Below are 13,513 nucleotides of genomic sequence, written 5' to 3'. Positions count from 1 at the left end.
GTCGCGTGCAACAGTGACGTCATGCCGGTGACCGACGAGATGGTGTGCTTCTCCCTCTACGCAGCGACCCGGGCGACGACCCAGGCGTACCGCGCGCTGCTCGAGCCGTGGGGCCTGACCTACCCGCAGTACCTCGTGCTCGTGACGCTGTGGGTCGAGGGCGACCAGACCGTGTCGAGCCTCGGCGACCACCTGCAGCTCGACTCCGGGACCCTCTCGCCGCTCCTCAAGCGCATGGAGCAGGGCGACCTCGTCCGTCGCGAACGCCGCAGTGACGACGAGCGCGTGGTCACCGTGACGACCGGCGAGCGCGGCCGGTCCCTCCGCGCCGAACTCGCGCACGTCCCCGCCCGCGTCGCCGCCGGCACCGGGCTGCCCGACGAGCAGTCCGCCGCCGACCTCATCGCGACGCTGCAGCGCCTCACCGAGACGATGCACCGCGCGGCGGCCACCGCGGCCCCGCTGACCCGCTGACCTCGGTCCCCACTGACCTCGGTCCCCACTGACCAGACAGACCCCACGAAGGAAGGAAGGACACCACATGGACGTCCTCTACACCGCAGAAGCCCTGTCCACCGGCGAAGGCCGCAACGGCAAGGTCCAGACCAGCGACGGCTCGTTCGAGCTGGACATGGCGATCCCGAAGGAGATGGGCGGCTCCGGCGCCGGCACGAACCCCGAGCAGCTCTTCGCCGCCGGCTACGCCGCGTGCTTCCACTCCGCACTGCAGGGCGTCGCCCGCGCGCAGAAGGTCAAGGTCACCGACTCGTCCGTCGGCGGCCGCGTCCAGATCGGCCCGAACGGCCAGGGCGGATACCAGCTCGCCGTCGTGCTCGAGGTCGTCATCCCGGACATGGAGCACGACCAGGCCCAGGCCCTCGCTGACGCCGCCCACCAGGTGTGCCCGTACTCGAACGCGACGCGCGGCAACATCGACGTCACGATCACGGTCTCGGAGGACTGACCCGTGGCAGACCAGACCATGCGCGCCGTCGTCCACCCGGAGTTCGGCGAGCCCGCCGACGTCCTGACCGTCGAGCAGCGCCCCGTCCCCACCCCGGGCGCCGGCCAGGTGCTCGTCCGGACCGTGCTCTCCCCGATCCACAACCACGACCTGTGGACGATCCGCGGCACGTACGGCTTCAAGCCGGAGCTGCCCGCGCCGTCCGGCACCGAGGCGCTCGGCGTCGTCGAGGCCCTCGGCGAGGGCGTCACGCACCTGTCCGTCGGCCAGCGCGTGGCCGGTGGCACCTTCGGCGTCTGGGCGGAGTACTACGTCGCCGACGCCGCCGGGCTGATCCCCGTGCCGGACGCGATGCCCGACGAGTCGGCCGCCCAGCTCGTGTCGATGCCGTTCAGCGCGATCAGCCTGCTGCACTCGCTCGACCTGCACGAGGGCGACTGGCTCATCCAGAACGCCGCGAACGGCGCGGTCGGCCGCATGGTCGCCCAGCTCGGTGCCGCCCGCGGCATCAACGTCATCGGCCTCGTCCGCCGTGCCGAGGGCGTCGAGGAGATGCGCGCCCAGGGCATCGAGCGGATCGTCGCGACCGACACCGAGGACTGGCAGGACCAGGTCTCGGCCATCACCGGCGGCGCCCCGATCCGCGCCGGCGTCGAGTCGGTCGGCGGGAAGGCCGCGGGCGACATCGCGTCCGTGCTCGGTGACGAGGCGACCCTCGTCGTCTTCGGCGCGATGGCCTCCCCCACGCTCGAGATCCCGTCCGGCAAGGTCATCTTCGGCCAGCTCACCGTGAAGGGCTTCTGGGGCAGTGTGGTCAGCCGGACCATGCCCGCGGAGACGAAGCAGGAGCTGTTCGGCGAGCTCATCAGCCGCGTGCTCGACGGGTCGCTGACGCTCCCCGTGTCCGAGACCTTCGCGTTCGAGGACGCCCGCGACGCCGCCCGTGCGAGCGACACCGCCGGCCGCGTCGGCAAGGTGCTCCTGCGCCCGTAGCCCGACCTGAGACACACGGGAGGCCCGTCACCAGCTGGTGACGGGCCTCCCGTGTGTCCTCGTGGTCAGCGGCGACCCGCCGCGTCGACGGTGAAGAGGCTGCCCGAGGCGACGCCCTCCTCGACCTGCTCGAGGGTGCGGCCGCGCGTCTCGGGCACGAACCGCCAGATGAACAGCAGCGCGAGGACCCCGACGACGCCGAAGCCGAAGAACGTGCCGGTGATGCCCGTCGCCGCGACGACGGACGGGAACCACAGCCCGACGAGCGCGGTCGCGATCCAGAGGCAGAACACCGCGATGCCCATGCCGAGCGCCCGGATCTGCGTCGGGAACACCTCCGACAGCACGACCCACACCGCGATGTTGAGGAACGTCTGCATCGAGCCGACGAACGCGACGACGAGGACCAGGATCACCCACGGTCGCGCCGGGTTGCCCGCCGGCAGGGCGACCGAGGCGGTGCCGATGAGGAAGTGGCACACCGTCGTCAGGGAGAAGCCGAGCAGCAGCGTCGTCCGCCGGTCGATCCGCTCCATGTTCGCGATCGCGATGACGCCACCGACCACCGCGATGACCCCCGGCGCGATGGTCGCGATGAGCGCGGCTGATGCCTTGAACCCGGACTCGATGAGGACGGACTGGCCGTAGTACATGATCGAGTTGATCCCGGTGAGCTGCTGCGCGACCCCGAGGCCGGCGCCGACCAGCACGATCCGGACGAGCCACTTGTTCCGGAGCAGGACGGTCCACCCGCTCTCCCGCTGCTCCTGCGCCTCGTGCTCGTGCGCGCGGCGGATGTCCGCGAGCTCGGCCTCGGCACGGTCCGCCGACCGCACCTGCCGCAGGACGGCGAGCGCCGCGTCGTCACGGCCGTGCGTCGCGAGCCACCGGGGCGACTCCGGCACGCGGAGCATCCCGACGAACAGGGCGACGGCGGGGAGTGCGCAGACGGCGAGCATGATCCGCCAGACCCCGTCGCCCTCACCCCAGAGGCTGGCGATGACGGCGTTCACGACGAACGCGGCGAGCTGCCCGATGACGATCATGAGCTCGTTGCGACCGGACAGCGAACCGCGGATCTCGTACGGAGCGAGCTCGGCGAGGAACACCGGCACGACCGTCGAGGCACCGCCCACCGCGAGGCCGAGCAGCACGCGGCCGACGACGATCACGCCGAACGACGGGGCGGCGACGCACACGAGCGTCCCGACGAAGAACAGCACCGACAGGAGGATGATGGTCCGCCGTCGACCCCAGGCGTCGGCGACCCGTCCCCCGAACACCGCGCCGACTGCCGCGCCGAAGGCCAGCGAACTCGTGACGACACCCACCGTGACGTCCGTCAGGCCGAGCTCCTCCCGCATCGGCAGGAGCGCGCCGTTCACCACCCCGGTGTCGTACCCGAAGAGCAGACCGCCGAAGGTCGCGACGAGCGCCAGCAGCCCGAGGCGGCGGCGGTGCGGTCCGGTGCCCACCGGGGGGAGCCCGGCCTCGTGTGCTGTGGGTCGGGTGTCGACCATGCGGTGTGTCCTTCGTCCGTGATCGCGAGCGGGGGTCCGGCAGGGACCGGCGCGGCCCACCGTCCCGGGACGGCTCCCGGCGGGCCACCAGTGATCTTCCCACCGCCGCGCAGGTCCGACGTGCAGGTCCGACGCGCAGGAGCCGGGCCGACCGTGGTGCCGTAGGCTCGCAGCGCGAGGGGACCAGGCACGACGGGACGGGGGGACCATGCGTCGCGGGTACGCAGGACAGGGACACGCAGGACAGGGGCACGCCGGACAGGGGCACGCCGGACAGGGGCACGCCGGACCGGGGCACGGCCGAGGCAGGCCCGGCCGACTGCTCGGAGCGGTCGCGCTCGCCACGGTCGTCGTCACGACCGCAGCGGGGTGCGCGTTCCTCCGCGGGCCGGACGAGCTGCCGGCGCCGAGCCGCAGCGCCACCGCCGACGGCACGGGCAAGGCCCCCGACCCGAGCGCCAGCGCCGAGGCCCGCCGCATCGCCGAGTCCGCGTCACCACGGACCCCGACCGCCGTCCCCACCGAGGCCGCGGCGCCGGAGCCCACGGTCTCCCCGATCCCGGTCGGCACCGTCGTCAGCGAGGCGGACGTCGTCACGCCGAAGGGCAGCGTGCGGTTCCACTACCGCGTGGTCGTCGCTGACAACGGCTACCCGACCGTGCAGTGGTCGGGGTTCACCTCGACGCTGCCGGTCCCCGTCGGTGCGACCTTCCTCGAGACGCCGCCCTCGGTCGGCGACGGCCTCTCCTGGCACGGCGTCGGGGACACCGTGCTCGGGGGCGGCTCCCCCGCGGTCCCGACCCCGGCCACGACCGACATGGACCCCGGACGGGTGGACCCGTCGTGGCTCGGCACGCTCGTCGTCTACTCGGCGGCCGAGTCCGCGGCCCCCGACCTGCCGGTCGAACTCGGGCCGGACAAGGTGCTCGCGGTCACACCGGTCAACTGGTCGGTACCGGCGCGGACGACGAACCTGCACCCCGTCGACGGTGGGGCACGCCCGAACGCCACCGGGATCACGAGCAGCGAGGGGTCTCCGGACGGGTCACCCGTCGCCTACCGGATCGCGTCGGAGGACCTCATCGGCGCCGTCGCAGCCCGGCTCGGCATCACGGTGAAGGACCTGGTCTGGTTGAACCCGGACGTCACCGTGTACGGCGACCAGCAGTACCTGTACGAGGACACCGTGCTGAACCTCGACCCGTTCCGGCGGTAGTCCGAGCCCGGGCGGGGCGCGTCCGGGTCAGGCGTGCTCGGCCCCGCCGTCGTCGTCCCGAGCGGGTCCGGCGTCGAGCACGTCCCCGAGCGCGGACATCCCCGCCCCGTGGTCGGTGTAGCGGCGCACGGTTCGTCGTGCGGCGGCCCGTGCGGCCCCGGCGAGCCGTTCGTTGCGACGCGCGGCGTCCGCCACCCGGCCAGCGTGCCCGGCGGTCGAGAGCAGCACGTTCGCGAACGCGCGGGCGTCCCCCTGCTCGGGGATGCCCGTCACCGTCCAGGCGCTCCGGACCTGGGCGTCCGGGGTCATGCCGCGGCGGGTGCCCATACGGCGCCAGTCGGACAGCGCGCCCTCGGTCCGGTCGGCAGCGCGGTCCGACTCCGCCGCCCGTTCGGCGTCCGCCGACCGGCGACGCTCGGGTGCCGGGGCCGCCGACGCCGCTTCGGCGCGCTCGCGGGCACCGCGGTCGTCGCCGCCGGCGGCGGCGATGCGGGCGGCGTGGGCCGCTGCTGCGGCCGCGAGGATCTCGGAACGGTCCATGCGACGACGGTACCGTGCACGACCGACGTGGGTCGGGCCTCCCGGCCGTCCGGACGACGGAACGGCGGACGTGCAGCCCGCCGCCCCGGCGCACGGGCAGCCCGGCGCACCGGCGCACGGGCGGACCGGCGCACGGGCAGCCCGGCGCCTGGCTGCGCCCGCCGACAGGCAGACCAGCCGGCCGCGTCGGCGGGCGGGGCGGACCGACGCTTGGGCACACGACCGGAGCGGCAGGCGTGCGGACCGGAGGACCGAGGTGCGGGTGACCGCGAGCGGCGGTCCGGGCACCGGGGGGGGGGGGCGCACCGCCGTCGGGTCAGGTCGTGCGGGCGGGCTCCGTGGTCAACCAGACAGCGGCGTCGGCAGCGAGGATCCCGTCCACGAGCGCGCCCGGCACCGACTCGACCAGGACCTCCCCGCCGGACACGCCCTCCCCGGCCGGCAGCCGCACCGGCTCGGAGCCGAGGTTGCCGACGACGGTGACCCGGCCGTTCGACCACGCCAGCACGCTGCCGGTGCCGGTCTCGTGCCAGCGCAGGGTCCCGGCGCCGAGGGCCGTCCGCCGTCGGACGTCGAGCGCCCGGCGGTACATCGCCAGGGTGGAGGTCTCGTCGTCCTCCTGCTCGGCGACGGCGTACGCGCCGAAGTCGACCGGCTGCGGCAGCCATGTGTCCGCGGCGGACGAGAAGCCGAAGGACGGCCCGTCGGAGGTCCACGGGATCGGCACCCGGCACCCGTCGCGGCCGCGGATCCGGTGGCCGGAGCGCTCCCACACGGGGTCCTGGCGGACCGCGTCGGGAAGCGTGGTGACCTCGGGCAGGCCGAGTTCCTCACCCTGGTACAGGTAGGCGGAGCCCGGCAGGCCGAGCATGAGCAGCGTCGCGGCCCGGGCACGGCGGAGACCGGTGGCACGATCCGGCTGCGGGTCGTCCACGCCCACACCGGCCTCGAGCTCGACCGGTCCGTCGTAGCCGAAGCGGCTCGCGTGCCGCATCACGTCGTGGTTCGAGAGCACCCACGTGGTCGGCGCACCGACGGCGTCGTTCGCGGTGATGCTCGTGTCGACGTTCGCCCGGATCGCCGCCGCGTCCCACGGGAGCGACAGGTACGCGAAGTTGAACGCCTGGTGCATCTCGTCGGACCGGACGATGCGGGCCGCCCGCTCCGGTGGGAGCCACGCCTCGGCGCAGAGGATGCGCTGGCCCTCGTACTCGTCCAGGATCCGTCGCCACTCGCGGAAGACGGCGTGGATGCCCTCCTGGTCCCACATCGGCGGCATCACGCCGTCGACCGGCTCCACGACGCCGTGGGTCGCGTGCGGCCAGTCCGGCAGGCCCGGGGCCTTCACGATCGCGTCACACACGTCGACCCGGAACCCGTCCACCCCGCGGTCCAGCCAGAACCGTAGCGTCGTCTCGAACTCCCGGTGCACCCGGGGGTCGTCCCAGTTCCAGTCCGGCTGCTCGGGCGCGAAGAGGTGCAGGTACCACTGGCCGAGGGTGCCGTCCGCCTCGGTGACGCGGGTCCAGGCCGGGCCCTCGAACATCGACTGCCAGTCGTTCGGCGGCAGGTCGCCGTGTTCGCCGCGTCCGTCGCGGAAGTGGAACATCCCACGCTCCGGGCTGCCCGGCGCGGCGGCGAGCGCGGCACGGAAGAGCACGTGCTGGTCCGAGCAGTGGTTCGGGACGAGGTCGGCGATGACCCGCAGCCCCAGGTCGTGCGCCCGTGCGAGCAGGGCGTCCGCGTCGGTGAGCGTGCCGTACAGCGGGTCGACGTCCCGGTAGTCGGCCACGTCGTAGCCACCGTCGGCCTGCGGGGACGGGTAGAACGGCGAGAGCCACACGGCGTCGGCACCGAGCGCCGCGACGTGGTCGAGCCGCGCCGTGATCCCGGCCAGGTCACCGGTCCCGTCACCGTCGAGGTCGGCGAAGGACCGCGGGTAGACCTGGTAGATGACGGCGGTGCGCCACCAGTCGGTCGCGGCGTCGGTCACAGCAGCGTCGGTCACGTCGGCGTCGGTCACGTCGGGGGTGGTCATGCGGTCGGCACCTTCCGGTCGTAGAGCTCGGGGCGGCGGTCCCCGATCCAGTCGTTGTGCGGGCTCGTGGACTTGTCGCGGGCGAGGGCCGGGAAGACGTCGACGGTGATCGCGGTCGCGCCGGCCCCGGGCTCGGTCTCGGCGGCGACCCAGCCGAACTGGTCGACGATCACGCTCGCCTCGTTCCAGTCCTGGCCCCGTTCCGTGCCCGCGCGGTCGCAGCACGCGATGAACACGCCGTTGGTCCGCGCGGCCGCCTGCGCGGCGATCACCTCGGCGACACGGTCGCGCTCCGGGTGGTCCCCGACCGGCCAGTTCGTCGGGACGGCGATGAGGTCCGCGCCCGCGAGCGCGAGCATGCGGGGCATCTCCGGGAACTCCATGTCGTAGCAGACGAGCACGCCGATGCGGCCGTGCGCGGTGTCGACGACGGGAGGCGCGGCGTCGCCCGGCGTGAACACGAGGGTCTCGCGGTCCCACAGGTGCGTCTTCCGGTAGACGGTCCGGACACCGGTCCGGTCCACGACCGCGACGCTGTTGCGCAGGACGCGCCCGTCCCGCTCGCAGAAGCCCACCACGACGACGGTGTCCGTCCCCGTCAGCGCGCCGGCGACCCGGGCGAAGAGCGGGTCGTCCGCCGTGACCGCGAGCGCCGCTGCCTCGTCAGCGTCCCGGAAGACGTACCCGGTCGTGGCGAGCTCCGGCAGGACGAGGACGTCGACCCGGTCCTCGACGGCCCGCTCCACCGCGGCGAGGACGCTCCTGCCGTTGCCCTCGAGGTCACCGAGCACCGGCGCGAGCTGGTCGCACCGGACCCGGGCCACGCCGGTCCCGCCGGCCGTCACTTGACCGCGCCTTCCGTCAGCCCGGTGATGAGCCGACGCTGGAGCAGGACGTAGGCGACGACGATCGGCAGGGCGACGAGCACGGCTGCCGCGGCGGTGACGTCGGGCTGGGCGCCACGCTGCGCGCCGGAGAAGAACGACAGCGACAGCGGCGCCGTCTGGACGGCCTCGTTCTGCGGCACGAGCACGAGCGCGAGCAGGAACTCGTTCCACGTGAACAGGAAGAGGATCGTCGCGAGCGTCGCCACGGCCGGCAGCGCGACCGGGGTCAGCACGCTGCGGAGGATCCGGAAGCGGGAGGCGCCGTCGATGCGCGCCGCCTCGAGCAGCTCACCCGGGACGGAGGCGAAGAACGACCGCATCCAGAACACCCCGAGCGGCACCGACAGACCGATCTGCGGCAGGATGAGCGCCCAGTACGTGTCCACGAGACCCCACCCGGCGAGCATCTGGTACAGCGGCAGCACGGTGACCTCGTACGGCAGGACGAGCCCGACGAGCAGGAGGCCGAGGAGCAACCGGCCCCCGGGCACCCGCATGTGTGCGAGGGCGTAGCCGGCCAGGCAGGCGACCGTCGCGGTCACGACGACGACCGTGATCGCGACGACGGCGCTCGAGACGAGGGCGGACGCGAACCCGCCCTGCGTCCAGGCGTCGACGTAGTTGTCGAACCCGACCCCGCCGTCGTCCCCGCTCAGCGAGGTGACGATCACCGACGCGAGGGGGAACACCGCGACGAGCGCGGCGACGACGAGCACCGCGTGGGTGACGAGGGTCTCGCTGCGTGCGACCTTCACGACGCCGCTCCCTTCCGCTCGCGGAGGGCGAGCTGCACGATGCCGACGACCACCAGGATGAGCACCGTCAGGACCACGGCCAGCGCGGACGCCTGCCCGAGGGCACGGTCCTGGAACGCGTCCTGGTAGACGAAGACGCTCGGCACCGTGGTCGACGTCCCGGGGCCACCGCGCGTGGTGTTCCAGATGAGGTCGAAGTTCCGCAGCGCGAACGTGATGGTCAGGATGAGCGCGATGGAGATCTGCGGGCGCAGCGCCGGCAGTGTGATCGACGTGAACTCCCGGATCGCCCCGGCGCCGTCGAGCCGGGCCGCCTCGTAGAGGGACCGGTCGATCGTCGCGATGCCGGCCAGGAAGAGCACCATGCACAGGCCGTACTCGACCCAGGTCCCGATGAGCCCGATGGACGGCAGGGCGGTGCCGAAGTCACCGAGCCAGCTGCGGGCGAGACCGCCCAGCCCGACCGCCCGGAGGAAGCCGTTGACGGGGCCGTCCTCGGCGAGCAGCCCGCGCCAGGCGACGGCGACGACGACGCTCGACAGGATCTGCGGCAGGAACAGCACCGCCCGGAACACGGTCAGGCCGTGGATGCGGATCCGCGACATCGCGCCCGCGAGCAGCAGCCCGACCAGGACGGGCAGTGCGGCGTAGAAGAACAGCAGCACGACCGAGTGTCCGAGCGCCTGACGGAGGTCGGCGTCCGCGAAGACCGCCGCGTAGTTCGACAACCCGGCCGGGGTGGCGACGCTGATGCCGTCCCAGTCGTAGAACGAGATGCGCACCGACTGGACGATCGGCACCACGACGAACACGACGAAGAACGCCAGGGCCGGGGCGACGTACAGGAGCGAACTCCAGCTGACACGGGTGGCGGCCGGGCGACGCCGACGTGGCGTCGCCCGGTCGGTCCCGCGCTCGACGAGCGTGGCCGCCATGTCAGTCGTGCGCCTTCGCCCAGGTCCGCTGGACCGTGTCGGTGAACTCGGACGGCGTCGTCCGGCCGGCCATCACCTCCTGCAGCGCTCCGCCCATCGCGGTGAGCATGTCCGTGGTGCTCCAGTCGTAGTACCCGACCTGGGTGCCCGCGGCGATGGTGTCCTTCAGCGCGGTCAGGGTCTGCTCCTGGAGCCGGTCCTGCGAGCTGACGCCGTCGGTGACCACCGGCAGGCGGCCGGTGTCGAGGATCCACTGGCCGACCTCGGGGCTGTGCATCATCCCGAGGAACGCGATGGCCGCCTCCTGGTGCTCGGACTTCGTGCTGATGTGCCACGGGGACGCGGTGGCGCCGACACCGCCGGACGTCAGCGGAGCGAACCCGAAGGAGTGAGAGTCGAGCGAGGCGCCGTTCCACGAGCCGCCGACGAAGAACACGCCCTTGCCGTCGGCGAACCGGGCGATCGCGTCCTCGTTGCTCAGCCCGTCGTAACCGGACCCGAAGTACCCCTTCTCGGCCCAGTCGCGCATGGTCTGGGCGGCTTCCTCGTTGCCCTTGGTCGCGAAGGTCGAACCCGACTTCCCGCCGATCCAGGCGGCGATCGACGACGGGTCCTGCTTCGTCGCGGCGATGTCCGAGAAGACGTGGGTGGCGGCGTACTGGTCGGAGTTGCCGAGCATGATCGGCTGCTCGCCCGCTGCCTTCGCAGTCGCGAGGTCCTGCTCGAGGTCGTCGATCGACGTCGGCGGTTCGAGCCCGAGTTCGTCGAGCTTCTGCTCGTCGTAGTAGATGCCCTGCACCTCGCTGATCACGGACATGCCGTAGAGCGTGCCCGAGCCGAACGCCGTGCCGTCGTCGTTCCAGCGTGCGGGCCCGAGCGTCGAGGCCCCGGTGCCCGTCGACCACCCGTACACGTCCGCCACGTCGTCGAGCGGCCGGACCAGGTCGCCCTTGACGAGCGCCCCGTCGACCGCGTAGCCGATGTTGCCCTGGAAGAGGTCCGGAGCGTTCGCCGAGTTGGCGGCGTTCACGACGGTCGCGATGAGGTCGTCGAAGCTCTTGTACGTGATCCGGACGTCGACGTCCGGGTAGGCCTTCTCGTAGGCCGGGACGAGCTTCTCCATGAGCGGCTTCTCGGCGACGTCGGCCCACATCGTCAGGGTCGTGTCACCGTCGATGTCCGACGCGGCGACCTTCTTCGTGATCTCGGGCTGGTCGACCTGGCCGACGGGCCCTCCGGAGCCGGGGGCCGAGCACCCGGCGAGGGCGACGACGAGGCCGATGACGGGCACCGTGGCGAGGAGACCTCGACGGCGTGCGGCTGGTGTGGTCATGGTCACTTCCGGGTCGTGTGGTCGGGTTCGGGGGTGGTGGAGCGTGTGAGCCGCTCGGTCCGCAGGGTGGCGGTGGCGCGGTGGGCGGACATGCCCTCGCTCGCCGAGATGACGTCGACGGCGTCGGCCAGCTCGGGGGTGGCCTCGCGGGCGATGTGCTGGTAGGTGAGCGGCTTGAGGAACCGGCTCACCGACAGGCCGGCGCTGTGCTTCGCGCCGCCCGCGGTGGGGAGGGTGTGGTTCGTGCCCGCCATGCCCTTGTCGGAGTAGGCAACGGTGCTCCACGTGCCGATGAACAGCGAGCCGTAGTTCGTGAGACGGTCGTGGTACCAGGCGTCGTCCGCGGTCTGCACCTCGAGGTGTTCCGGAGCGTACTCGTCCATGACCGCTGCGGCGGACTCGCGGTCCTCGACGAGCACGACCGAGCCGTGGTCGCGCCAGGCGGGTCCGCAGATCTCGTTCGTGGACAGGGTCGGCAGCTGCCGCTCGACCTCCGCGATGACCGCCTCGCCGAGCGTGCGGGAGGTGGTGACGAGCGCCGCCGGGGAGTTCGGGCCGTGCTCCGCCTGGCCGAGCAGGTCGGCGGCCACGAGCTCCGGGTCGGCGGTCTCGTCCGCGATCACGGCGACCTCGGACGGCCCGGCCAGCAGGTCGATGGCCACGGCACCGAAGAGCTGGCGCTTCGCCTCGGCGACGAAGGCGTTCCCGGCACCGACGATCATGTCGACCGGTGCCGCGCCGAGCAGACCGAACGCCATGGCGGCGAGCGCCTGGACGCCGCCGACGACGAACAGCCGGTCGACACCGGAGACGTACGCCGCGTACGCCACGGCCGCGTTCACGCCACCGTCCGGCTGCGGCGGGGTGCAGGCCACGACGGTCGGGACGCCCGCGGCCTTCGCGACGCCGACGCTCATGAACGCGCTCGCCGTGAGGGGGAAGCGCCCGGCCGGCAGGTACGCGCCGACACTGCCGACCGGGACGTAGCGCTGTCCCACGGTGAGCCCGGGGACGAGTTCTGCGGAGAAGTCCGCGAGGTGCTCGCGCTGCAGACGCGCGAACTGCTGCGTGCGCGCAGCACCGAGTTCGATGGCCGCGCGGAGTTCCGGGGTGAGCCGGTCACCGGTCGCGGCGAGTTCCTCGGCGCTCAGCTCGACGACGTCGGCGTGGTCGAGTTCGCGGGCGTACCGCTGGACGGCCTCGAACCCGTCGCGCTGGATCTCGGCGAGCATCCCGGCGACCCGTTCGGCGACGGCGGGGTCGCGCTGGGCCTCGGGGGCGTCCACGGCCGGGGCCTTGAGGAACGAGAACCGGTCGGCGTTGTCCGCCACGAAACGAGGGCTGAGCTTCATGGAGACGACCCTGCCCGGGCTGATCGGCAAGGACAAGGCCAGATGATCCACGACCTCCCATAGGGTTCCCCTGTGACCCTGACCCAGTTGCGTGCCTTCCTCGTCATCACGACGGCGGGCTCGTTCTCCGCTGCCGCCGCCCAGCTCGGCATGGCGCAGCCGTCCGTGTCGGAACTGGTCCGTCGGCTCGAGGAGTCCTACGGGGTGCGGTTGTTCACCCGGGGCAGCCGCCGCCTCGTCCTGACGAGCGCCGGCGAAGCGCTCCTCCCGCACGCGCGCCGGGCGGTCGAGGCGGCCGACGACGCCGACCGGACGCTCCGGGACCTCACGAGCCTCCAGGGCGGTGTCGCCACCTTCGGGCTCCTGCGCAACGCGAACTACTACTTCCTGTCCCGCCTGCTCGAACGGTTCCACTCCCGCTACCCGGACGTCCGGCTCCGCGTGATCGGCCTGAACTCGGTCGAGGTCGCCGATGCCGTCACCGCCGGGGACCTCGAGGCGGGACTCGTCGTCCTGCCGATCGACGCCGACGGTCTCGAGGTGACGCCGCTCCGCCGCGACGACGTCCTCTACGCCTCGGCGGACCCGGCGCGGACCGCGCGGCCGGTGACGATCGAGGACCTGGCGGCCGCGGACCTCATCCTGTACGACGCCCACTACGGGTGGCGTGATCCGACCCGGCGGCAGCTCGCCGAACGGGCGCAGTTCGCCGGGGTCACGCTCACCGCCCGGATCGAGGTCGAACACGTCGACTCGGCGCTCGACCTCGTCGCCCGGGGTGCCGGTGACACGATCGTCTCGCGGGCCGTCGCCGAGGCACCGACCTTCCCGGCCGGGATCCACACCGTGCCGTTCGCGGAGCCGCTGTACGACACGATCGCCCTCGTCCGACGGCGGGACGTCCCGCTCTCCCCCGCGACCCGCGAGATCGCACGGCTCGCGCGCCGGATGCTCCTCGAGCGGTGACCCCGCGCAGCGCG

General features: G+C 72.8%; 13 protein-coding genes. 5 read left to right on the top strand and 8 right to left on the bottom strand.

Annotation, left to right across the window (positions count from 1 at the left end; translation table 11 throughout):
• Positions 1–21 precede the first annotated feature (21 nt).
• The 3 genes from DEI95_RS15095 to DEI95_RS15085 all read left to right on the top strand — a co-directional run bounded on the left by DEI95_RS15095 (position 22) and on the right by DEI95_RS15085 (position 1,957).
• A complete protein-coding gene (locus DEI95_RS15095) occupies positions 22–474 on the top strand; it encodes a MarR family winged helix-turn-helix transcriptional regulator (protein ID WP_181419616.1) in 453 nt (150 codons plus the stop codon).
• Between the two features lie 67 nt (positions 475–541).
• On the top strand, positions 542–964 hold the full coding sequence (locus DEI95_RS15090) for an organic hydroperoxide resistance protein (protein WP_110825923.1): 423 nt from the start codon (positions 542–544) through the stop codon (positions 962–964).
• An 18-nt stretch (positions 965–982) separates the two neighbouring features.
• The gene (locus DEI95_RS15085; RefSeq protein ID WP_110891406.1) at positions 983–1,957 is read left to right on the top strand and encodes a zinc-binding dehydrogenase; all 975 of its coding nucleotides are present in this window, start codon (positions 983–985) and stop codon (positions 1,955–1,957) included.
• Positions 1,958–2,022: 65 nt separating this feature from the next.
• Here DEI95_RS15085 and DEI95_RS15080 read toward each other — a convergent pair whose 3' ends face one another.
• Positions 2,023–3,477 carry a sugar porter family MFS transporter gene (locus tag DEI95_RS15080; protein ID WP_111060758.1) on the bottom strand — a complete coding sequence of 485 codons (1,455 nt, stop codon included), beginning with the start codon at positions 3,475–3,477 and terminating at the stop codon, positions 2,023–2,025.
• A 208-nt stretch (positions 3,478–3,685) separates the two neighbouring features.
• Here DEI95_RS15080 and DEI95_RS15075 point away from each other — a divergent pair, with 208 nt between their 5' ends.
• The gene (locus DEI95_RS15075; protein ID WP_111060757.1) at positions 3,686–4,693 is read left to right on the top strand and encodes a LysM domain-containing protein; all 1,008 of its coding nucleotides are present in this window, start codon (positions 3,686–3,688) and stop codon (positions 4,691–4,693) included.
• 27 nt (positions 4,694–4,720) lie between these two features.
• Here DEI95_RS15075 and DEI95_RS15070 read toward each other — a convergent pair whose 3' ends face one another.
• The 7 genes from DEI95_RS15070 to hisD all read right to left on the bottom strand — a co-directional run bounded on the left by DEI95_RS15070 (position 4,721) and on the right by hisD (position 12,533).
• The gene (locus tag DEI95_RS15070; protein ID WP_111060756.1) at positions 4,721–5,233 is read right to left on the bottom strand and encodes a hypothetical protein; all 513 of its coding nucleotides are present in this window, start codon (positions 5,231–5,233) and stop codon (positions 4,721–4,723) included.
• Between the two features lie 316 nt (positions 5,234–5,549).
• Positions 5,550–7,271, bottom strand: a complete 1,722-nt coding sequence (locus DEI95_RS15065; RefSeq protein ID WP_111060755.1) for an alpha-amylase family glycosyl hydrolase — start codon at positions 7,269–7,271, stop codon at positions 5,550–5,552.
• Positions 7,268–8,116 carry a nitrilase-related carbon-nitrogen hydrolase gene (locus DEI95_RS15060; protein ID WP_220032903.1) on the bottom strand — a complete coding sequence of 283 codons (849 nt, stop codon included), beginning with the start codon at positions 8,114–8,116 and terminating at the stop codon, positions 7,268–7,270. The genes DEI95_RS15065 and DEI95_RS15060 overlap by 4 nt, the downstream gene beginning before the upstream one ends.
• Positions 8,113–8,913, bottom strand: coding sequence for a carbohydrate ABC transporter permease (locus tag DEI95_RS15055; RefSeq protein ID WP_110825918.1), 801 nt, complete (start codon positions 8,911–8,913; stop codon positions 8,113–8,115). Before DEI95_RS15055 ends, DEI95_RS15060 begins: the two co-directional genes overlap by 4 nt.
• On the bottom strand, positions 8,910–9,848 hold the full coding sequence (locus DEI95_RS15050) for a carbohydrate ABC transporter permease (protein ID WP_111060754.1): 939 nt from the start codon (positions 9,846–9,848) through the stop codon (positions 8,910–8,912). The genes DEI95_RS15055 and DEI95_RS15050 overlap by 4 nt, the downstream gene beginning before the upstream one ends.
• A gap of 1 nt (position 9,849) precedes the next feature.
• Positions 9,850–11,181, bottom strand: a complete 1,332-nt coding sequence (locus DEI95_RS15045; RefSeq protein ID WP_111060753.1) for an ABC transporter substrate-binding protein — start codon at positions 11,179–11,181, stop codon at positions 9,850–9,852.
• Positions 11,182–11,183: 2 nt separating this feature from the next.
• Positions 11,184–12,533: a histidinol dehydrogenase gene (gene hisD, locus DEI95_RS15040; RefSeq protein ID WP_111060752.1), complete on the bottom strand. Its 1,350-nt coding sequence runs from the start codon at positions 12,531–12,533 to the stop codon at positions 11,184–11,186.
• A gap of 72 nt (positions 12,534–12,605) precedes the next feature.
• On the opposite strand from hisD, the gene DEI95_RS15035 reads away from it, so the two are divergent.
• Positions 12,606–13,499 carry a LysR family transcriptional regulator gene (locus tag DEI95_RS15035; protein ID WP_111060751.1) on the top strand — a complete coding sequence of 298 codons (894 nt, stop codon included), beginning with the start codon at positions 12,606–12,608 and terminating at the stop codon, positions 13,497–13,499.
• Positions 13,500–13,513 lie beyond the last annotated feature (14 nt).

This window comes from Curtobacterium sp. MCBD17_008 (assembly GCF_003234475.1).
Classification (GTDB): domain Bacteria; phylum Actinomycetota; class Actinomycetes; order Actinomycetales; family Microbacteriaceae; genus Curtobacterium.
Note: the sequence above shows the minus strand (reverse complement) of the source record. Positions and strands in the feature narration are given on the sequence as shown.